The organism is Cryobacterium sp. 10C3, from assembly GCF_034314285.1.
Classification (GTDB): Bacteria; Actinomycetota; Actinomycetes; order Actinomycetales; family Microbacteriaceae; genus Cryobacterium; species Cryobacterium glucosi.
The window spans coordinates 1,038,230-1,057,049 of sequence record NZ_JAVIWF010000002.1; the positions used below are offsets into that span (position 1 = coordinate 1,038,230).

An 18,820-nucleotide genomic window follows, 5' to 3' on the forward strand; every position below is an offset into this window, starting at 1 on the left:
GAGGTCTTCACAGCCTGGAGCAACGGAATCCGGCTCGAGGATCGAACGCGGGCCGATATTCTCACCCGTTCAGGATATCGTGCCCGCTCGAGCGGAAGGGGCAGTCGGGGGAGTGATCGTCGTGGGAAGTCCGGTGAAGGCGGAATAGTCACGGATCGCCCTGGCGAAGCCGGTGGTTCGCCGTGCGGTGAGGGTGCCGAACGGCGCAGCCTCGACCGCGACGGTCGGTCCGGCCGCCCTGGTGCGCGTGGTTTCTTTCCGCCAGGTGCCGATCACGCGCCCGTCCGCGACGATGAGCGGCAGGAAGATCCCGTTGAGACCGGGAACGACCCGCGGGAAATCGGCGTCGTCCACGACGTACGACCGGTCGCGGTAGCCAAGCAGGTACTCGTCGAAGCCGGGCAGCGCGAGCACGGGCGTGCGCTGTGCCGGTCGCGAGCCGAGGGTGCCGCGTTCCGTGGCCGCGGGGAGGAGCAGGGTCTCGCCGTCCACCTCGAGCTCCTCCAGCCGGTCGCCGGCTTCCGCGAGAGCGACCCGGGCGTCAGCGACCGTGAGCTGGGTCCACGCCGCGAAGTCGCGCAGGGTCGCGGGGCCGTGGCCATCCAGGTAGCGGACGAGGAACTCGGCGAGTCCCTCACTTCGGTCGAGGCGGCGCTGCGCGGGCGCCCACTCGTCGAGCAGGGCGAGCGCAGGCTGGCCGTCCTGGTTGGGACCCCAGACCACGAGACCCGCGAGCGCGAGGGCGGCGATCAGGTGATAGCCGCGCTGGCCGTCGGGGTTGATCCCCGCGGACCGCAGCCCGGCGAGGAACGGGGTGCGGCTGAGGCGCCTGCCGCCGGAGAGGAGGCCGGTGGCCGCCTCCGCGGCCGCGGCGATGATGGTGTCGTCGAGCCCGAGTTGTCTCTGCCTGGTCGCCATCGATGCGAGCACCTTTGCGGCGGTGAGGTCCAGCATCCACCGGACGTCGGTCGCGGGGACCAGGTGCAGCGTTCCGCGCATCGGATACGAACGCACGATCGACCCGGCATCGAGCGCGGACAGGACGTCGGCGGCGACGGTGCCTGGGGAGCGCACCCCGAGCGCCCAGCTCGCCGCGGGAAGGTCCTGGGCCTGCACCGCGAGCATCCGCTCGACCACGGCGAGCAAGCCGTCCGGCCCGCCGGCCTCTCCTGCGGGCGCGGAAAGCCCGTGGCTCACCAGTCGGAGGCGCAGGACATCGGAGCGGGAGGCACGCGTGGGCATGCGGCCAGTATGACGCCGGGCGGGGACACTGTGGAACCGGCCGGGTCAGTCGAAGGTCCGCAGCAGCAACCAGTCGTCGTCTTCCGTCGCATGGCGCACGTCGAAGACGTGCGTTTCGCCGTCCTCCGCCGTCGCCTGGAACCGCCAGCCGGCGATGCACAGCGGCGGATGCCCGACACCGAAGGTGTTCGGCGCGAAGGGGCGCCACCAGTCCGCCGTGCCGACGAGGGCGGTCGGCGTGTCCGTCACCCGGAATCGTCGCGAGCGCCAGAGGATCCGGCGGGGTTCTCCCCTGCTGTTCGTCTGGACCGTGACGGGTTCAGGGTGTTGCCCGTCGATCGGGACCACTGATCACCTCGCCTGCCGTATCGAACGTATGTTCGATAAAACTATAACAACGAGGCCCGCCGAATACCAGCCACGGCGACGAAGTCGGATCGTGGCCGGGCCGGGTCCCCGCCCGCGGAGGACGGAAGCGGGGGAGGAGGAGGAGGTGAGCGCTCAGGCGAGGTCGTCGTCGGTGCGGGCGCCGAAGACGATTTCGTCCCAGCTCGGCATCGAGGCGCGTCCACGCTTTCCGAGGTTGCCGGTGTTGCGCGGCTGCCCGGTGGCAGCCTGGGAGGCCCAGGCGTTGCGGGTCGGGTCCGTACGCGGGGCCTCGACCGGGGTGTCGGCGACGGAGGCCTGGGCCGGGTCGTCGATGAGTCGCGGTCCGCCCGGTGCCGGCGCTTCGCCCCGGGAGTCCGGGACGGGGGCGCCTGAGCCGAGGACGGCGGCTTCACGCTCGCCGCGGCGGCGGCGCAGGGACTCGAGCAGGTCCGCGGTCTCGCTCAGGCTCTTGGGCGGTTCTGCGGCACGCTTGATAGCCGCCTTGGACACGGCTTCCGTCGTTCCGGCCGAGCGGGAATAGGGGATCGGATCCAACTGGGGCGCCGTGTCGTTCATGAGCTCGTCCGGCAGCGACTCCTTGAACGTGAATGCGCCGCTGTCGAAGCGGGACACGTCGGCGGGGCTCGTCTCCGCGCCGACCGCGCGGAGGCGGGGGATGAGCGCGCCCTTGAGCTCGCCCTGCTGGGAGAGTGCGATGGCCTCGTTGCCGAGGGGGAGAGCGCGTTCTTCTTCGGTTCGAAGGACCAGCGGGCATCGTGGTCGATGTCGTCCGCGGTGAAGGCAAGCTTGACGATCCAGCCGGCGCCGGGTTCCTTCCAGCTGGCCCAGCGTTCGTCCGTTGCCCCGAGGGAGGCGAGGCGCTCGCGGATGACGCCGCCGAACGTCGCGGATCCCTCTCCGGGATCGGGCTCGATCGCGGTGTGGACGGGCACGCCGAGGGCGCACGAGACGATGTACTCGCGTTCGGCGACAACCGGACCCTCGAAGCGACGGACGAAGTCGATCGGGGCTCCCGTCACGGCGGCGACGTCCTCAGCCGACATGCCGGAACGGATGTGCGCTTGCACGTCCCGCGGGGACAGCTTTGTTTTCGGGGTGTGTTCTATCTGGGTTTGGCGAAGCCGGGACTGGAGAACCTCGTCGATGGGGATCCGAAAACGGTCACCATCCTCGCTCGCTGCAAGCAGCGCGCCGTTCTCTACTCCGATTACCTTCAAATCCTGCATGGCGAAAGCCCTCTCGCGATCACTGATTGGCCAACACTGTCATGAAACGCCCCTCATTCCGGGGAATACGCCGGGCGTGCCGTAAGTTGACCACTCAGCCGAAGTTATCAGCGGCGAGAGTTTGCTATTCCTTCGGGATTGTTGCAAACTGTGCCCGCTGATTTCGTTAATCGGCATTAAATGAATGAATGGATGGGCATGGCAACCGATTACGACGCACCCCGAAAGTCCGAAGACGACTCTGAGTCGATTGAGGCCCTCAAGGAGCGCGTACCGGACAAGATGTCTGGCGTCGTGGATGTAGACGACTCAGACAACCCCGGTGGGTTCGATTTACCCGGTGCCGATCTGTCCGACCTCGACCTCGATGTCGTCGTCCTGCCCCCGCAGGCCGATGAATTCACCTGCGTAGAGTGCTTCCTCGTGAAGCACCGCTCGCAGATGTCGCACGAGACCAAGCTCGGCCCGGTCTGCCTGGAGTGCGACTCCTAAAAGCGCGTTTTAGTTACTTGATGCCGGCCGTCGTGATCCATTGATCGCGGCGGCCAACGTCGTTGGGTGGCGTGTCGAGACGAGCCAGTACGGTGCCGGATCCTGGGGATCCTCGATCGGGACCCGCACGACGGGACCGATCCAGCCCCTGATCAACAGCCAGGCCCGCGCGTCGAGCCTGCGCCCGCGCTCGAGCGTCGCTTCTGCGGCCTCGAAGGGCACGGCCTCCCCGATCAGCTCCGTTCCTATTCGCGCGCGACCCGCCGTGAAGACACCGTCCGCGACGGAGACGACCGGAGCAGTCAGCAGCAGCGTGAGGATAGCGGCACCGTAGAGCACGATGGCGATGATGATTCCCCAGAGCATCGAGATCGGTGCGAAAACGAGGATGCTCGCCGGCATCAGCAGTGCGGTCGCGAGGAATGGGGCTGGTGAGGCCCAGAGTCTTTCACGATATTCAGGCATGGCTCTATTCGATCAGACTTCTGCACTACCCTCGACACGTGGCAGAAAGCGTCGAAGTGTTGATAACCGCATCCATCGTTCCGCGGTACGCGCATCCGGGCGACGCCGGAGCAGATCTGCACTCGGCTGAAGAGCGTGTTCTTGCCCCCGGCGAGCGTGCCCTGGTCGGGACCGGCGTGTCGATCGCCCTCCCGGACGGTTATGCGGCGTTCATCGTGCCCCGCAGCGGCCTCGCGGCCAAGCACGGCATCACGATCGTGAACTCGCCGGGTACCGTCGATGCCGGCTACCGGGGCGAAATCAAGGTCTCGCTGCTCAACACCGACCAGACCGAATCTTTTGCGATCGCCGTGGGCGATCGCATTGCCCAGATCATCATCACGCCCGTCTCCCGGGCCGCTTTCATTCCCGTCGACCGGCTGCCAGACAGCCAGCGCGGCGCGGGCGGCTTCGGATCAACGGGTGTGAGTGAATCGGGAAACGGCCGGCAGACCGCCGGCTCACCAATGTCAGGAGACACCCCGTGACCGACGTCGCGAATGCGGACCAATTCCCGGAACCACTGCCCAAGTCGGCGCCGGAGGACCGTGAGACAGAGGGGCCCCTCGACGAGAGCGAGGCGAACCCGGTGCGACCGTACGTCGACCTCGGCGGCGTCAAGGTCCTGCCGCGCGAGGGCCTGCACCTGCGCCTCGAGATCGAAGAGGGCAGCAAGCGGGTCGTGGCCATCGGCCTGGACTACGCCGGTTCGACCCTGCAGGTCCAGCCGTTCGCCGCACCGCGGTCGAGTGGGCTGTGGCACGAGATCCGCGACCAGATCGCGGACCAGATCGGCAAGCAGGGCGGCACGACGACGCTGCGAGAAGGACCGTTCGGTCCGGAGCTCGTCGCGGAGATCCCAGTAGCCACCGGCCAGGACGCCTCCGAAACCAGCAGGCTGGCCCGTTTCATCGGCGTCGACGGCCCCCGCTGGTTCCTCCGCGGAGTGATCGCGGGCGAAGGCGCCATCAACCCGGACGCCGCCGCGCAGATCGAGGACCTCTTCCGCAGCATCGTCGTCGTGCGGGGGTCCGCACCGATGCCGCCGCGCGACCTGATCCCGCTGCGCATGCCGGTCACGCCCGCCGGCCCCGCAGAACCGTCCGACGCCTGACCCCACCCGTTCCCGCCAGGAAGATCGCCCCGACATGACGGACACCCCAGCATCCCGCGACGAGCCGGAGACCCCCACCCGGCGGAGCCGGCCCCGAAGGCCGTGTTCGCCGACGGCATGGCCGCTGCGGCGCGACGTGCCGGCTTCTCGCCCGCTGCAGAGGGGGAGCCGATCAGCGGCCACGCCCTGCTCGCAGCGATGGGCGGCATCCGCGGCCTGGTCGAGGCCGTGGTGCCCGGGCTCGTCTTCCTCGTCACGTACACCCTGACCCGGGCCCTGGTTCCCTCCTCGTCGCCCCGATCGTGATCGGTGTCGTGATGGCGGGCCTGCGTGTCGCGGCGAGGCAGACCGTGACGCAGGCTGTCGGCGGACTCGTCGGCATCGGCATCAGCGCCGTGCTCGCCTTGCTCTCCGGAAAGGCAGAGGACTTCTACCTCTCCGGGTTCTGGATCAACGGCGTGTACGGGGGAGCCCTCGTGATCTCGATCATCGTGGGGTGGCCGCTCATCGGCCTCGCCGTCGGCTTCCTGGTCGGCGACGGCGTGAACTGGCGGTCCGACCCGTCCAAGCGCCGGGTGCTCACCCTGCTGACCGCCCTCTGGGCAGGGCTGTTCCTCCTGCGCCTCGCCGTGGAACTCCCGCTGTACTACGCAGGCAACGTCGCCTGGCTCGGCGCGACCAAGCTCCTGATGGGCATCCCGCTGTATGCGCCGCTCCTCATCGTGTCGTGGCTGATGGTGCGGTCCGTCTACCGTCCGAGCCCGCCCGCCGACGGTGAATCCGGGAACTGATCCATGACCACAGCAGCGTCGTGACCGGCGCAGCTTCATGACCGGCGCGGGGGTTCACGATGGGCTGAGCGACGCCGAGATCGCCGAGCGGCTCGCGGACGGTCGAGGCAACGACGTCCGGCAGTCGACGTCGCGCACGGTGGCGGACATCCTGCGGGAGAACGTCTTCACCCTGTTCAACGCGATCCTGACCGTGTGCTTCGTCGCCGTCGCCGTGCTCGGCGACTACCGGGACGGCCTCTTCTACCTCGTCGTCGTCGCGAACGCGCTGATCGGGATCGTGCAGGAGGTCCGTGCGAAGCTCGTGCTCGACCGCCTCGCGCTCCTCGCGGTTCCCGAAGTCGCGGTCAAGCGCGATGGGTTCGCGCACATCGTCCCGCTCGGCTTGGTCGTGCAGGACGACGTGCTCATCCTCCGTCCGGGCGACCAGGTGCCCGCTGACGCCGTCGTCCTCGATGGAGACGACCTCGTCGCGGACGAGTCCCTCCTCACCGGGGAGTCCGATCCGGTCGTCAAGGTCGTCGGCGACGAACTCCTGTCCGGCTCGTACATCTCGGGCGGCTCCGGCTACGCGCGGCTCACGTTCGTGGGTGCTGACTCGTATGCGAACCGGCTCACCGCCGAGATCAAGCGGCACTCCCTCGTCCACTCCGAGCTCCGGGCGGCGACCAACCGCATCCTCGTGCTGCTGTCGTGGCTGCTCGGCCCGGTGATCCTCCTCACCCTGATCGGGCGCATCGCGGCATACGGCGGGCTCGACGCGCTCTTCACCGGGCCGGATGCTCCGTGGCGAAGCGCACTCCGCGACTCGGTGGCCGGCGTCGTCGGCATGATCCCCGAGGGCCTCGTCCTCCTGATCAGCCTCGCCTTCGGCCTCGCCGCCATCCAGCTGGCCAGGCACAAGGTCCTCATCGAGGAACTCGCCGCTGTCGAGGTGCTCGCGCGGGTGGACGTGCTCTGCCTCGACAAGACCGGCACCCTCACGAGCGGCACGCTCGACTTCGACAGGCTCGTCGTGCAGTCGGCGGCGCACGAAGCGGATGCCCGGCTCGTGCTCGGCCTGATCGGCACGGACGATGCGGCGAACCTCACCGCGCGGGTGCTCGGGCTGCACTTCGAACCGGGGGCGGCCGTCGTGGGCGCCCGGCTCCCGTTCAGCTCCGCCCGCAAGTTCAGCGGCATCACCCTCGACCTTCCCGGGCGCGGCAGTTCGTCGTGGCTCTTCGGGGCCCCCGAGCGGCTGCTCGCGGCGCACCCCGAATCGCTGGAGGCGGCATCCGCTATCGCCGCCGAGGGACACCGCACCCTCGCGCTCGTGCGCCTGGACGGGACGACACCCCTCGACACGGCGATCGACCCGGAGCACTCCAGCCTCGAACCGGTGTGCCTCGTGGTGTTCCGCGAATCGGTTCGCCCGCACGCGGCAGAGACCCTGCGGTACTTCGCGACGCAGGGGGTGCGCGTGATCGTCATGTCCGGGGACAGCCCCGTGACGGTCGCCGCGATCGCGCGCAGCCTCGGCGTGGCCGGCGAGACGGTCAACGCTGCAGAACTCGACGATGACGAAGCACTGGCGGCCGCGCTCGAAACGACGAGCCTGTTCGGACGGGTCAGCCCCGAGCAGAAGCGGACGGCCGTCGCCCTGCTGCAGGGACAGGGGCGGACGGTCGCGATGACGGGGGACGGCGTCAACGACGCGATGGCGATCAAGGACGCCGACCTCGGCATCGCGATGGGGTCTGCGACCCCTGCCACGAAGGCGGCGTCGCGCCTCGTCCTGCTCGACAACCGCTTCGACCGCCTCCCCGAGGTGCTCGGCCTCGGTCGCAGGGTCATCGCCAACGTCGAACGCGTCGCCAACCTGTTCCTGTCCAAGACGGTCTACGGCATCCTGATCGCCCTGACGACCTCCCTGCTCGCCTTGCCGTTCCCGTTCCTGCCCCGGCAGCTCACGCTGGTCTCCGGCCTCGCGATCGGCATCCCCTCGTTCGTGCTCGCGCTTGCGCCCAACCGGCGGATCTACACCCCGGGGGTCCTGCGCCGCATCCTCCGCTACGCCGTGCCGACAGGCGCCATCGCCGCGGCGACGGCCCTCGTGACGTTCCTCTTCCTCTACGGCAGGATTCCGCTCCACGAGGCGCGGAGCGTCACGACCATCGCGCTTTTCGTCGTCTCGCTCTGGATTCTCTGCGTGCTCGCCCGGCCGCTCACGGGTCCCCGTCTCGCCCTCGTCACGGGAATGGCCGCTGCGATGGTGCTCGCGTGCACGATCCCGTTCACCCGGGCGTTCTTCGTCATCGACGTGCGCCTCGACCTCCCGTTGCTTTTCGGGATCGGCATCGGGGCGCTCGGAGCGGCGGGCATCGAGCTCATGTACCGGCATGCGCGGCGCACCGGTCTCGTTTTCGACCGCGAATAGGGCGCGCCAGGGGAAGACCGGGCAGCCGCTCCCTGCTAGAGTTATCTCTACGTCAAGATAGTTTGACGGTGATATCGTTCGGTGACGCCGCCGGTTAGGTTACCCTTGCTGGCCTTGCGCTGGTCCGTTCGTCAGGATTGGGGACTGCGGACGGATTCCCGTCAGTTTCCACAAAGGAGAGGGCATCGTGTCTGCGTTAAACAGTTTTGGAGCCAAGGACACCCTCCGCGTCGGAGCGACAGACTATGAGGTCTTTCGCCTGGACTCGGTGCAGGGTTACGAATTGCTGCCGTTCAGTCTCAAGGTGCTGCTGGAGAACCTCCTCCGCACCGAAGACGGCGCCAACATCACGGCCGATCACATCCGCGCCCTCGGCGCCTGGGTTCCCACGAGCGAACCGGACACCGAGATCCAGTTCACGCCCGCCCGCGTGATCATGCAGGACTTCACGGGCGTGCCCTGCATCGTCGACCTCGCCACGATGCGCGAGGCCGTCGCAGAGCTCGGTGGCGACCCGAACAAGATCAACCCGCTCGCACCCGCCGAACTGGTCATCGATCACTCGGTCATCGCCGACCTCTTCGGCAGCGAGAACGCCCTCGAGCGCAACGTCGAGATCGAATACCAGCGCAACGGCGAGCGCTACCAGTTCCTGCGCTGGGGCCAGACCGCCTTCGACGACTTCAAGGTCGTCCCGCCGGGAACCGGCATCGTCCACCAGGTCAACATCGAATACCTCGCCCGCGTCACGATGACCCGCGTCGTCAACGGTGTGCTGCAGGCCTACCCGGACACCTGCGTCGGCACAGACTCGCACACGACCATGGTCAACGGTCTCGGCGTTCTCGGCTGGGGCGTCGGCGGCATCGAGGCAGAGGCGGCCATGCTCGGCCAGCCCGTCTCCATGCTCATCCCCAAGGTCGTCGGCTTCAAGCTCACCGGCTCCATCCCGACCGGCGTCACCGCGACGGATGTCGTCCTCACCATCACGCAGATGCTCCGCAAGCACGGCGTTGTCGGCAAGTTCGTCGAATTCTACGGAGAAGGCGTCGCGGAGGTCCCCCTCGCCAACCGCGCGACCATCGGCAACATGAGCCCCGAGTTCGGCTCGACCGCCGCCATGTTCCCGATCGACGATGTCACCCTCGGCTACCTGCGCCTCACCGGCCGCAGCGAGGAACAGGTCGCCCTCGTCGAGGCATACGCGAAGCTGCAGGGCCTCTGGCACGACCCGGCCCGGGAGCCCGTCTTCAGCGAGTACCTCGAGATCGACCTCGGTACCGTCGTCCCCTCGATCGCCGGTCCCAAGCGTCCGCAGGACCGGGTCGAGCTCAGCCGCGCCAAGAACCAGTTCGAGACCGACCTGCAGAGCTACGCGACCCAGGACCTGTCGCAGGTCGATGCCGCCGTCGAGGCGACCTTCCCCGCCTCCGACCCGATCGGGTTCACCGCCCAGGACGAGAGCAGCGCCCACGCGATCTCGCACACCCACGTGAGCCACCCGCCGCGGACCATCTCCAGCCCGGTCGCGATCGAGACCGCCGCGGGGGCGAGCTACACCCTCGACCACGGGGCCGTCGCCGTCGCCGCGATCACCTCCTGCACGAACACGTCCAACCCGAGCGTCATGCTCGCGGCCGGGCTCCTCGCCCGCAACGCCGTCAGGAAGGGCCTCACGAGCAAGCCGTGGGTCAAGACGACCCTCGCACCGGGCTCCAAGGTCGTCACGGACTACTACGAGAAGGCCGGCCTCACCGGTGACCTCGAAGCCCTCGGCTTCTACACCGTTGGCTACGGCTGCACCGTGTGCATCGGCAACACCGGTCCGCTCATCGACGAGGTGTCCGCCGCGATCAACGAGAACGACCTCGCCGTCACGGCCGTTCTCTCGGGCAACCGCAACTTCGAGGGCCGGATCAGCCCGGACGTCAAGATGAACTACCTGGCGAGCCCGCCGCTCGTGATCGCATACGCCCTCGCCGGTTCGATGAACTTCGACTTCGAGACGGATGCCCTCGGCGACGACACCGAGGGCAACCCGGTGTTCCTCAGGGACATCTGGCCGGATTCCGCCGAGGTGCAGTCGACGATCGACAGTTCGATCGACACCGAGATGTTCACGAAGGAGTACGGCGCCGTCTTCGAGGGCGACGAGCGCTGGCGCTCCCTGCCGACGCCAGACAGCGAAGTCTTCGAGTGGGACAGCGAGTCCACCTACGTGCGGAAGCCCCCGTACTTCGACGGCATGACGCTCGAGACCACCCCGGTGAGCGACATCGTCGGCGCCCGGGTGCTCGCGAAGCTCGGCGACTCTGTCACGACCGACCACATCAGCCCGGCAGGCAACATCAAGGCCGACAGCCCCGCCGGAGCGTACCTCGTCGAGCACGGGGTCGCCCGCGGCGACTACAACTCCTACGGCTCGCGCCGCGGCAACCATGAAGTCATGATGCGCGGCACCTTCGCCAACATCCGGCTGCGCAACCAGCTCCTCGACGACGTCGAGGGCGGCTACACCCGCGACTTCACCGTCGCGGGCGCGCCGCAGTCGTTCATCTACGACGCGAGCCAGAACTACCAGGCCGCGGGCATCCCGCTCGTGATCTTCGGCGGCAAGGAGTACGGCTCCGGTTCCTCACGGGACTGGGCGGCCAAGGGAACCAGCCTCCTCGGAGTCAAGGCCGTCATCACCGAGAGCTTCGAGCGGATCCACCGCTCGAACCTGATCGGCATGGGCGTCGTCCCGCTGCAGTTCCCGGCCGGCGAGAGCTGGGCGTCCCTGGGACTGGACGGCACCGAGATCGTCTCGATCGCGGGCCTGACGGAACTCAACGCCGGCGTCACCCCGAAGACGGTCCACGTGACCGCGACCCCGAGCGAGAACTCGGCAGCGGGCAAGGCGACCGTCGAATTCGACGCCGTGGTCCGCATCGACACGCCCGGTGAGGCCGACTACTACCGGAACGGCGGCATCCTGCAGTACGTTCTTCGTTCACTGGTCGCGTAACCGGCACGATTACCGGGTAACCGTTCGGGACCGGCGCGTAGACTCAACTCCTGTTGAAGCTACGCGCCGGTTCCTTTCTGCCCGCGACGTCGTACTCGAAAGGTGTTGCCGATGAGCCTGCCTGGAGACCATAACGGGGCCGCGTGACCTCGACCGCCTCTCGCTCGAAGAATTGGTCCAGCTCGCGGCGGAAGTCCGCGGCTTCCTGGTCAGCGAGGTCTCCAAGACCGGCGGGCACCTCGGGCCGAACCTCGGCGTGGTCGAGATGACCATCGCCATCCACCGCGTCTTCGAGTCGCCGCGCGACGCGATCGTCTTCGACACCGGGCACCAGTCCTATGTGCACAAGCTCCTGACCGGCCGCCAGGACTTCAGCGGCCTCCGCCAGCAGGACGGCCTCGCGGGGTACCCGCAGCGCTCGGAGTCCGTGCACGACATCGTCGAGAGCTCCCACGCTTCGAGCTCGCTGTCCTGGGCTGACGGCATCTCCCGCGCCTTCGAGATGACCGGGCAGAGCGACCGGCACGTGATCGCCGTCGTCGGAGACGGTGCGCTCACCGGGGGATGACCTGGGAAGCGCTCAACAACATCAGCGACGACAACACCCGCCGCCTGATCATCGTCGTGAACGACAACGGCCGCTCCTATGCCCCGACGATCGGCGGCATGGCCCGGTTCCTCAACACCGTGCGCACCCGCAGCAGCTATCACGCGGCCTACCTGAGCAGCCGCCGCGCCTTCGACAACATGGGCGCACCGGCCCGTGCGTTCTTCCGCGGTGTCCGCGGCGGGCTGCACGGCTTCCTCGCCCGATTCTCCAACAACGAGGCGCTGTACTCGAACCTCGACATCAAGTACATCGGCCCGGTCGACGGGCACGACATGGAAGCGATGCTCGAGGCGCTCCAGCAGGCCAGGAACTACGGTGCGCCGGTGATCGTGCACACGATCACCCAGAAGGGCAAGGGCTACAACCCTGCCATGCAGGACACCGCAGACCAGTTCCACGCGGTCGGCCAGATCGACCCGGAGACGGGGGAGTCGACCGAGACCCCCGGCGCGCCGTCCTGGACCTCGGTCTTCGCCGACGAACTCCTGAACCTCGCGACCGAGAACCAGCGGATCGTCGGGATCACGGCGGCCATGCTGCGTCCGACCGGGCTGCACCGGATGGCGGAACGGTTCCCGAACCGGGTGCACGACGTCGGCATCGCCGAGCAGCACGCCGTGACGAGCGCCGCCGGCCTAGCCTTCGGCGGGTTGCACCCCGTCGTCGCCCTGTACGCGACCTTCATCAACCGCGCCTTCGACCAGGTCCTGATGGACGTCGCCCTGCACAAGGCCGGGGTGACCTTCGTCCTCGACCGCGCGGGCGTGACCGGCCCGGACGGGCCGAGCCACCACGGCATCTGGGACCTTGCCATCCTTCAGGTCGTCCCCGGCATCCGTCTCGCTGCGCCGCGCGACTCGACCAGGCTCCGCGAGGAGCTCGGAGAGGCCGTCGCCGTCGAGGACGGACCGACCGTGCTGCGTTTCCCGAAGGGCAGCACCGGGGTCGAGTTCGACGCTGTGGCCCGCCTCGACGACGGCGTCGACGTTCTCCTCGAATCGACGCAGAAAGACGTGCTCATCGTCACGGTCGGACCGATGGCGGCCATGGGCCTCGACGTCGCCAGGCGCCTGTCAGCGCAGGGGATCGGCGCGACCGTCATCGACCCGCGCTGGGTCGTCCCTGTGCCCAGGAGCCTGGTCGGGCTCGCCGCTGAGCACCGCCTCGTCGTGAGCATCGAAGACGGGATCCGGGTCGGGGGAATCGGCACGCGCATCCGCCAGGACCTGCGCGAGGCCGGCGTCGACACGGCCGTCACCGAACTCGGACTGCCCGACGAATTCCTCGCCCACGGCACCCGCGCCGAGATCCTCGAACGGGTCGGCCTCACGCCACAGCACATCGCGCGCGACGTCGTGGCGATGGTGCTCGGCAGCAAGCTCCCGCACGCGCGGCCGCTCCCCGCCGATCGAACGGACACGGGATCGATCACGATGCGCGGCGGCCGCGCGGAGTGACCGGGCGACCCTGGGCCGGCTCGCCCGCACCGCGTATGCGCGACGGGGCATGCCGATGACGGTCATGATCGCGGGCTGCGGCGATCTCGGAACCGAGGTCGGGCTGCGGCTCGCGGCACTCGGACACCGCGTCGTCGGGCTGCGCAGGTCGCCCGGCGTTCTTCCCTTCGCGATCGAGGGCCAGGCCGTCGACCTCACCCGTGAGCGGCCCGTGGTCCCCGCCGATACCGACATCGTGATCGTCGCGATCGCCGCGGCCGGCCCGACCGCGGATGCCTACCGCACCTCCTACGTGGACGGCCTGCGCAACCTCCTCGACGCCCTCGATGCGGCGGGCGTCGAACCGAGCCGCTTCCTGCTCGTGTCCTCGACCGCCGTGTACGGCGTGAACGACGGGAGCTGGATCGACGAGGGAACTCCCGCTGTGCCCTCGTCCGGGACCGGTGCCGTGCTCCTCGAAGCCGAGGACCTGCTGCGCGGCCGCCTGCCCGGCGCCACCGTGCTGCGGCTCGCCGGGATCTACGGGCCCGGCAGGGAACGCCTGATCGGCCAGGTCCGCGACGGGACGACCTCTGCGGAGGGTTTGTCCAGCCACACCAACCGCATCCATCGGGACGACGCGGCAGCGGCCATCGTGCACCTCGTGACCGGCGACGCGGAGCCCGCGCCGCTCTACCTCGGCGCGGACAGCCTTCCCGCGCGGCGCGGTGACGTCCTCGCCTTCCTCGCCGCCGAACTCGGCGTTCCCGATCCGGTCGGACTCGCGAGCCGCGCGTCGACAGTGGTGGGGGAATCGGCCGACAGCCCCGCGAGTCCCGTCGGGTCAGCGGGCCGGGCGTCGCCCGGACCTCGCGGCGGCGACAAGCGCTGTCGTAACGCCCTCCTGCTCGCGAGCGGGTTCCGCTTCGCCTACCCGAGTTATCGGGAGGGGTACCGTTCCCTCCTCGCCGGCGTCGGCATCCGTCATCCCTGAACCGCCCTCGAGGTTTTAGGGTTGCAGCATACCCACCCCGCCCAGCACGGTCTCGATCCCCGAGGTCGGCGACGACCTCCCTCCACTCAGAATCGGAAAGGCTCTCCCCAGCATGAAGAACATCACTCTCGGCAGCACCGGCCTCATCGTCTCCCGGCTCGGACTCGGCTGCATGGGCATGTCCGCGTTCTACTCCGGTGCCGGAACGGATGAAGCGGAGTCCGTTCGCACCATCCACCGCGCGATCGACCTCGGCGTCACGCTCTTCGACACCGCGGAGATCTACGGACCGTACCTCAACGAAGAACTCCTCGGAAGAGCACTTGCCGACCGGCGCGACGAGGTCGTCGTCGCGACCAAGTTCGGCACCATCCTGCACCGCGGCGACGGAAGCAGGGGCCTCGACGGCAGCCCCGAGAACGTGCGCCTCTCGGTGCATGGCTCCTGTCCCGACTCGGAACCGACCACATCGACCTGTACTACCAGCACCGGATGGACCCGGGCGTCCCGGTCGAGGAGACCGTCGGCGCCCTCGCCGAACTCATCGAGGAGGGCGTCATCGGCCACTACGGGCTCTCGGAGGCCGCACCGGACACGATTCGCCGCGCGCACGCCGTACACCCCGTGACGGCGCTGCAAACCGAATACTCGCTGTGGAGCCGAGAGCCGGAAGAAGGAGCTTCTCCCACTCCTGCGCGAGCTCGGCATCGGCTTCGTGCCATACTCGCCGCTCGGTCGCGGCTTCCTGACCGGGACCATCCGCTCGCTCGACCAGCTTGACGCGAGCGATTTCCGCCGCTCGAACCCTCGGTTCGAGGGCGAGAACCTGGCCGCCAACATCCGCATCGTCGAACAGGTGGATGCCGTCGCTGCGGAACTCGACGCGACCCCCGCCCAGGTGGCGCTCGCCTGGCTGCTGGCCCAGGGCGACGACATCGCCCCGATCCCCGGGACCAAGCGGGTCGCCAGGGTCGAGGAGAACGTCGCCGCCGGTGACCTCATCCTCACGGAAGCGCAGCTCGCCACCCTCGGCGCGCTCGACGCCCCCGCGGGCGACCGCTACGCCGACATGTCAGGGGTCAACAGGTAACCAGGGCGCCTCCCCGCCTGAGCCACACAAAAAACACCCTCGCCGACTCGACGAGGGTGTTTTTGCGCAACTCAGGCGGGCAGCGGACGCTAGAGGGCTACGGGAACCTCCGACGAGACTCCGCGGATCATCGGCGTGTGGAACGTGCCGCCGAAGACGCGCTCGCTCGCGCCGACCCTGTCGAGGTACGGGGTGGCCCCGCCCATCTGGAACGGCCAGCCAGCCCCGAGGATCACGCACAGGTCGATGTCCTCCGCCGCGTGCACGACGTCGTCGTCGAGCATCCGCTTGATCTCGTCGGCGAGTCCGTCCTCGATGCGTCGCAGGATCTCCTCGCCCGTCATCGGCGTCGTGCCGCCGGCGACGATCTTCTTCGCGGTCTTGTCGAAGCCCGTGACCTTTCCCTTGGCATCGCGCTCGAGGATCTTGCCGTGCTCGGCGAGCCGGTGCAGGTTGTCGCTCTCGAAGAACCGGTCGGGGAACGCGGCATGGTGCGTGTCGAGGACGTGCGCTCCGACCTTGAGCCCGACGAGTTCGAGGAGCTCGAACGGCGTCATCGGGAGTCCGAACGGCGCGATCGCGCCGTCGACGACCTCGAACGGGGTGCCGGTGTCGACAGCGTGCATGGCCTCACCGAGGAGCTTCGCGAGGATGCGGTTGACCACGAAGCCGGGGGTGTCACGCGTGATCACGGCGTTCTTCCTCAGCTTGCCCGCGATCACCATCGCGGTCGAGAGGGTCGTCTCGTTCGTCTGCGGGGTGTTCACGACCTCGATGAGCGGCATCACAGCGACCGGATTGAAGAAGTGGAAGCCGACCAGGCGCTCCGGGCGGGCGAGCTTCGCACCGATCTGCTCGACGGAGAGAGACGAGGTGTTCGTCGCGAGGATCGCCTCCGGCGACACGTACTTCTCGATCTCGGCGAAGACATCCTGCTTGACGCCGAGTTCCTCGAACACGGCCTCGATCACCCAGTCGGCGTCGGAGAAGCTCGCCTTGTCCGTCGTGCCCGTCACGAGAGCCCTGAGCCGGTTGCCCTCGTCCGCTGTGATGCGGCCCTTGGACTGCAGCGTCGCGATCTCGCCGTGGATGTACGCGACGCCCTTGTCGACGCGGGCCTGGTCGAGGTCCGTGATGACGACGGGCACCTGCAGGCGGCGAACGAACAACAGGGCGAACTGGCTCGCCATCAGGCCGGCACCGATGACGCCGACCTTCGTGATCGGGCGCGCGAGCTTCTTGTCCGGAGAACCGGCCGGGCGCTTGGCGCGCTTCTGCACGAGGTTGAACGCATAGATGCTGGCCTGGAGCTGGTCGCCGGCGATGAGCGCGGCGAGGGAATCGTCCTCGCGCTCGAAGCCCTCCTCGCGTGTGCCGCTCTTGGCGGCCTTGAGCAGGTCGAGTGCGATATACGGGGAGAGCGCGACAGTCCCGATCCTGCTTTCGAGCATCCGCCTGGCGATTCCGATCGCGGCGTCCCACTTCACGAGGCGCTCGATCTTTCCCGGCTTGTTCGGCCGGGTGACCGTCGTCGTGCCGGCGATCACGCCGTCCGCCCAGGCGATGGAATGCTCGAGGAATGCCGCGGACCCGAAGAGCACATCGGCGATGCCGAGCTCGACGGTGTCGGTGGCCTTGAGGACCCGGTTCTTGAGCGGGTTCGAGATGATCACGGTGAGGGCGTTCTCGATGCCGATCAGGTTCGGCAGCAGGTAGGAGCCGCCCCAGCCGGGAATCAACCCGAGGGACACTTCGGGGAGGGCGACGGCGGCGACGGATGCGTCGACCGTGCGGTAGTCGGCGTTGAGGGCGATCTCGAGACCGCCCCCGAGTGCGAGCCCGTTGATGAAGACGAACGAGGGCACACCGAGCGTGGAGAGCTTCCCGAGGGCGTGGTGGCCGAGCTGGCCGAGCAGCTTGCCCGTCGCGAGCGAGGGAATCTCGCTGACCTTGCCGAGGTCGGCGCCTGCGGCGAGGATGAACGGCTTGCCTGTGACGGCGACGCCGTGGATCTCACCGCGTGCCGCCCGCTCGGCGAGGGCGTCGAGGGTGGCGGCGAACTCGAGAAGGGTGACCGGACCGAGGGTGTTCGGACGGGTGTGGTCCCTGCCGTTGTCCAGGGTGACCAGGGCGAGCGTGCGCGCCCCGGACAGGGGAATGTCGCGCACGAAGGAATGCGTGACGACCTCGTCACCGGAGAGGGCGACGAGTTCGGAGAAATCGAGTGCGGTGTAGTCGGTCATCGCTTACTTTGCCTTCCGATTGAAGTGCGGGTTTTCCCAGATGACGGTGCCGCCCTGACCGAGGCCGATGCACATGGCGGTCAGGCCGTAACGGACCTCGGGGTGTTCGGCGAACTGGTGCGCGAGCTGGTTCATCAGGCGCACGCCAGAGGAGGCGAGCGGGTGGCCGATCGCGATCGCACCGCCGTACTCGTTGACGCGGGGGTCGTCGTCGTCGATGCCGAAGTGATCGAGGAAGGAGATGACCTGGACCGCGAAGGCCTCGTTGAGCTCGAAGAGTCCGATGTCGGTGATGCCGAGGCCGGCCTTGCGGAGGGCCTTCTCGGTGGACGGTACCGGGCCGAGGCCCATGACCTCAGGCTCGACACCCGCGAAGGCGAAGCTCACGAGCTTCATCTTGACGCTGAGGCCGAGTTCCTTGGCGGCGGCGCCGCTCGCGAGCAGGCAGGCGCTCGCGCCGTCGTTGAGCCCGGACGCGTTGCCTGCCGTGATCCGGCCGAAGGGCCGGAACGGGGTCTTCAGCGTGGCGAGGCCTTCGAGGGTCGTCTCGGGGCGCGGCGCTTCGTCGCGGGTCGCGAGCCCCCAGCCCTGTTCGCTGCGAATGGCGACGGAGACCAGGTCCGGCTGGATCTTGCCTGCCGCGTACGCCGCTGCGACCTTCTGCTGGCTGCGCAGCGCGTACCGGTCCGACCGGTCCTTGGTGTACTCGGGAAAGCGGTCGTGGATGCGCTCTGCGGTCGAGCCCATGTTCAGGGCGTCTTCGCTGACGAGCCGCTCGGAGAGGAACCGCGGGTTCGGGTCGACGCCGGAGCCCATCGGGTGCCGGCCCATGTGCTCGACGCCGCCGGCGATGGCGAGGTCGTATGCCCCGAAGCCGATCGCGGCGCCGACCGTGGTCACGGCGGTCATCGCACCGGCGCACATCCGGTCGATCGCGTATCCGGGCACCGATTTCGGCAGCCCGGCCAGCAGCGCCGCGGTGCGACCGAGGGTGAGTCCCTGGTCTCCCGACTGCGTCGTCGCGGCGATCGCAACCTCGTCGATACGTTCCCCCGGAACCTTCGGGTTCCGTTCCAGCAGGCCGATCATGGCCTTCACCACGAGATCATCCGCCCGGGTGTTCCAGTACATGCCCTTTTCGCCGGCGCGTCCGAACGGGGTACGAACCCCATCCACAAACACGACTTCTGCTCTTTCGGCCACGGTGCCTCCATCAATCAGATCAGGTGTCGGTTGATCCTAGGGTGGCACGATTGACGGGT

At 68.4% G+C, this 18,820-nt stretch carries 15 protein-coding genes and 2 pseudogenes; 10 read left to right on the plus strand and 7 right to left on the minus strand.

Translation table 11 applies throughout. The features are described 5' to 3' along the window. Positions 1 to 69: 69 nt before the first annotated feature. The 4 genes from RGU41_RS05570 to sepH all read right to left on the minus strand — a co-directional run bounded on the left by RGU41_RS05570 (position 70) and on the right by sepH (position 2,858). On the minus strand, positions 70 to 1,242 hold the full coding sequence (locus RGU41_RS05570; protein ID WP_322135754.1) for a winged helix DNA-binding domain-containing protein: 1,173 nt from the start codon (positions 1,240 to 1,242) through the stop codon (positions 70 to 72). Positions 1,243 to 1,287: 45 nt separating this feature from the next. After that, positions 1,288 to 1,590 (minus strand): hypothetical protein, encoded by a 303-nt coding sequence (locus tag RGU41_RS05575; protein ID WP_241987333.1) that lies wholly within the window; start codon positions 1,588 to 1,590, stop codon positions 1,288 to 1,290. Between the two features lie 153 nt (positions 1,591 to 1,743). After that, the gene (locus RGU41_RS05580; RefSeq protein ID WP_322135755.1) at positions 1,744 to 2,187 is read right to left on the minus strand and encodes a hypothetical protein; all 444 of its coding nucleotides are present in this window, start codon (positions 2,185 to 2,187) and stop codon (positions 1,744 to 1,746) included. Next, positions 2,184 to 2,858, minus strand: coding sequence for a septation protein SepH (gene sepH / locus RGU41_RS05585; protein ID WP_322135756.1), 675 nt, complete (start codon positions 2,856 to 2,858; stop codon positions 2,184 to 2,186). The genes RGU41_RS05580 and sepH overlap by 4 nt, the downstream gene beginning before the upstream one ends. A 198-nt stretch (positions 2,859 to 3,056) precedes the next feature. Here sepH and RGU41_RS05590 point away from each other — a divergent pair, with 198 nt between their 5' ends. Next, positions 3,057 to 3,350 carry a DUF4193 domain-containing protein gene (locus tag RGU41_RS05590; protein ID WP_134447980.1) on the plus strand — a complete coding sequence of 98 codons (294 nt, stop codon included), beginning with the start codon at positions 3,057 to 3,059 and terminating at the stop codon, positions 3,348 to 3,350. Between the two features lie 9 nt (positions 3,351 to 3,359). On the opposite strand, the gene RGU41_RS05595 is transcribed toward RGU41_RS05590, so the two are convergent. Beyond that, positions 3,360 to 3,815 carry a DUF3093 domain-containing protein gene (locus tag RGU41_RS05595; RefSeq protein ID WP_322135757.1) on the minus strand — a complete coding sequence of 152 codons (456 nt, stop codon included), beginning with the start codon at positions 3,813 to 3,815 and terminating at the stop codon, positions 3,360 to 3,362. A 38-nt stretch (positions 3,816 to 3,853) separates the two neighbouring features. Here RGU41_RS05595 and dut point away from each other — a divergent pair, with 38 nt between their 5' ends. The 9 genes and pseudogenes from dut (at position 3,854) to RGU41_RS05640 (ending at position 15,315) form a co-directional block, all read left to right on the plus strand. Beyond that, on the plus strand, positions 3,854 to 4,342 hold the full coding sequence (dut, locus tag RGU41_RS05600; RefSeq protein WP_241975429.1) for a dUTP diphosphatase: 489 nt from the start codon (positions 3,854 to 3,856) through the stop codon (positions 4,340 to 4,342). After that, on the plus strand, positions 4,339 to 4,968 hold the full coding sequence (locus tag RGU41_RS05605) for a DUF3710 domain-containing protein (RefSeq protein WP_134447986.1): 630 nt from the start codon (positions 4,339 to 4,341) through the stop codon (positions 4,966 to 4,968). Before dut ends, RGU41_RS05605 begins: the two co-directional genes overlap by 4 nt. A gap of 102 nt (positions 4,969 to 5,070) precedes the next feature. Then, a complete protein-coding gene (locus RGU41_RS05610; RefSeq protein WP_322135758.1) occupies positions 5,071 to 5,274 on the plus strand; it encodes a hypothetical protein in 204 nt (67 codons plus the stop codon). Then, positions 5,271 to 5,759 carry a DUF3159 domain-containing protein gene (locus RGU41_RS05615; protein WP_322135759.1) on the plus strand — a complete coding sequence of 163 codons (489 nt, stop codon included), beginning with the start codon at positions 5,271 to 5,273 and terminating at the stop codon, positions 5,757 to 5,759. The genes RGU41_RS05610 and RGU41_RS05615 overlap by 4 nt, the downstream gene beginning before the upstream one ends. Positions 5,760 to 5,796: 37 nt before the next feature. Beyond that, the gene (locus RGU41_RS05620; RefSeq protein ID WP_322135760.1) at positions 5,797 to 8,178 is read left to right on the plus strand and encodes an HAD-IC family P-type ATPase; all 2,382 of its coding nucleotides are present in this window, start codon (positions 5,797 to 5,799) and stop codon (positions 8,176 to 8,178) included. Positions 8,179 to 8,365: 187 nt separating this feature from the next. Further along, positions 8,366 to 11,185, plus strand: a complete 2,820-nt coding sequence (acnA, locus tag RGU41_RS05625) for an aconitate hydratase AcnA (protein WP_322135761.1) — start codon at positions 8,366 to 8,368, stop codon at positions 11,183 to 11,185. Positions 11,186 to 11,306: 121 nt separating this feature from the next. Next, a pseudogene (gene dxs / locus RGU41_RS05630) lies at positions 11,307 to 13,252 on the plus strand (1-deoxy-D-xylulose-5-phosphate synthase). A gap of 55 nt (positions 13,253 to 13,307) precedes the next feature. Continuing rightward, positions 13,308 to 14,225 (plus strand): NAD-dependent epimerase/dehydratase family protein, encoded by a 918-nt coding sequence (locus RGU41_RS05635; protein WP_322135762.1) that lies wholly within the window; start codon positions 13,308 to 13,310, stop codon positions 14,223 to 14,225. A 112-nt stretch (positions 14,226 to 14,337) separates the two neighbouring features. Next, a pseudogene (locus RGU41_RS05640) lies at positions 14,338 to 15,315 on the plus strand (aldo/keto reductase). An 89-nt stretch (positions 15,316 to 15,404) separates the two neighbouring features. Here RGU41_RS05640 and RGU41_RS05645 read toward each other — a convergent pair. Then, the gene (locus tag RGU41_RS05645) at positions 15,405 to 17,558 is read right to left on the minus strand and encodes a 3-hydroxyacyl-CoA dehydrogenase NAD-binding domain-containing protein (protein WP_322135763.1); all 2,154 of its coding nucleotides are present in this window, start codon (positions 17,556 to 17,558) and stop codon (positions 15,405 to 15,407) included. 3 nt (positions 17,559 to 17,561) lie between these two features. Beyond that, positions 17,562 to 18,761 (minus strand): thiolase family protein, encoded by a 1,200-nt coding sequence (locus RGU41_RS05650; protein ID WP_134448000.1) that lies wholly within the window; start codon positions 18,759 to 18,761, stop codon positions 17,562 to 17,564. Positions 18,762 to 18,820: the final 59 nt, after the last annotated feature.

Bases quoted from the DNA above. Each gene is read 5' to 3' on its own strand.
- RGU41_RS05595 (WP_322135757.1), bottom strand. From the start codon at position 3,815: ATGCCTGAATATCGTGAAAGACTCTGGGCCTCACCAGCCCCATTCCTC.
- RGU41_RS05645 (WP_322135763.1), bottom strand. From the start codon at position 17,558: ATGACCGACTACACCGCACTCGATTTCTCCGAACTCGTCGCCCTCTCC.
- RGU41_RS05620 (WP_322135760.1), top strand. From the start codon at position 5,797: ATGACCGGCGCGGGGGTTCACGATGGGCTGAGCGACGCCGAGATCGCC.
- RGU41_RS05590 (WP_134447980.1), top strand. From the start codon at position 3,057: ATGGCAACCGATTACGACGCACCCCGAAAGTCCGAAGACGACTCTGAG.
- RGU41_RS05580 (WP_322135755.1), bottom strand. From the start codon at position 2,187: ATGAACGACACGGCGCCCCAGTTGGATCCGATCCCCTATTCCCGCTCG.
- RGU41_RS05635 (WP_322135762.1), top strand. From the start codon at position 13,308: ATGACGGTCATGATCGCGGGCTGCGGCGATCTCGGAACCGAGGTCGGG.
- RGU41_RS05570 (WP_322135754.1), bottom strand. From the start codon at position 1,242: ATGCCCACGCGTGCCTCCCGCTCCGATGTCCTGCGCCTCCGACTGGTG.
- sepH (WP_322135756.1), bottom strand. From the start codon at position 2,858: ATGCAGGATTTGAAGGTAATCGGAGTAGAGAACGGCGCGCTGCTTGCA.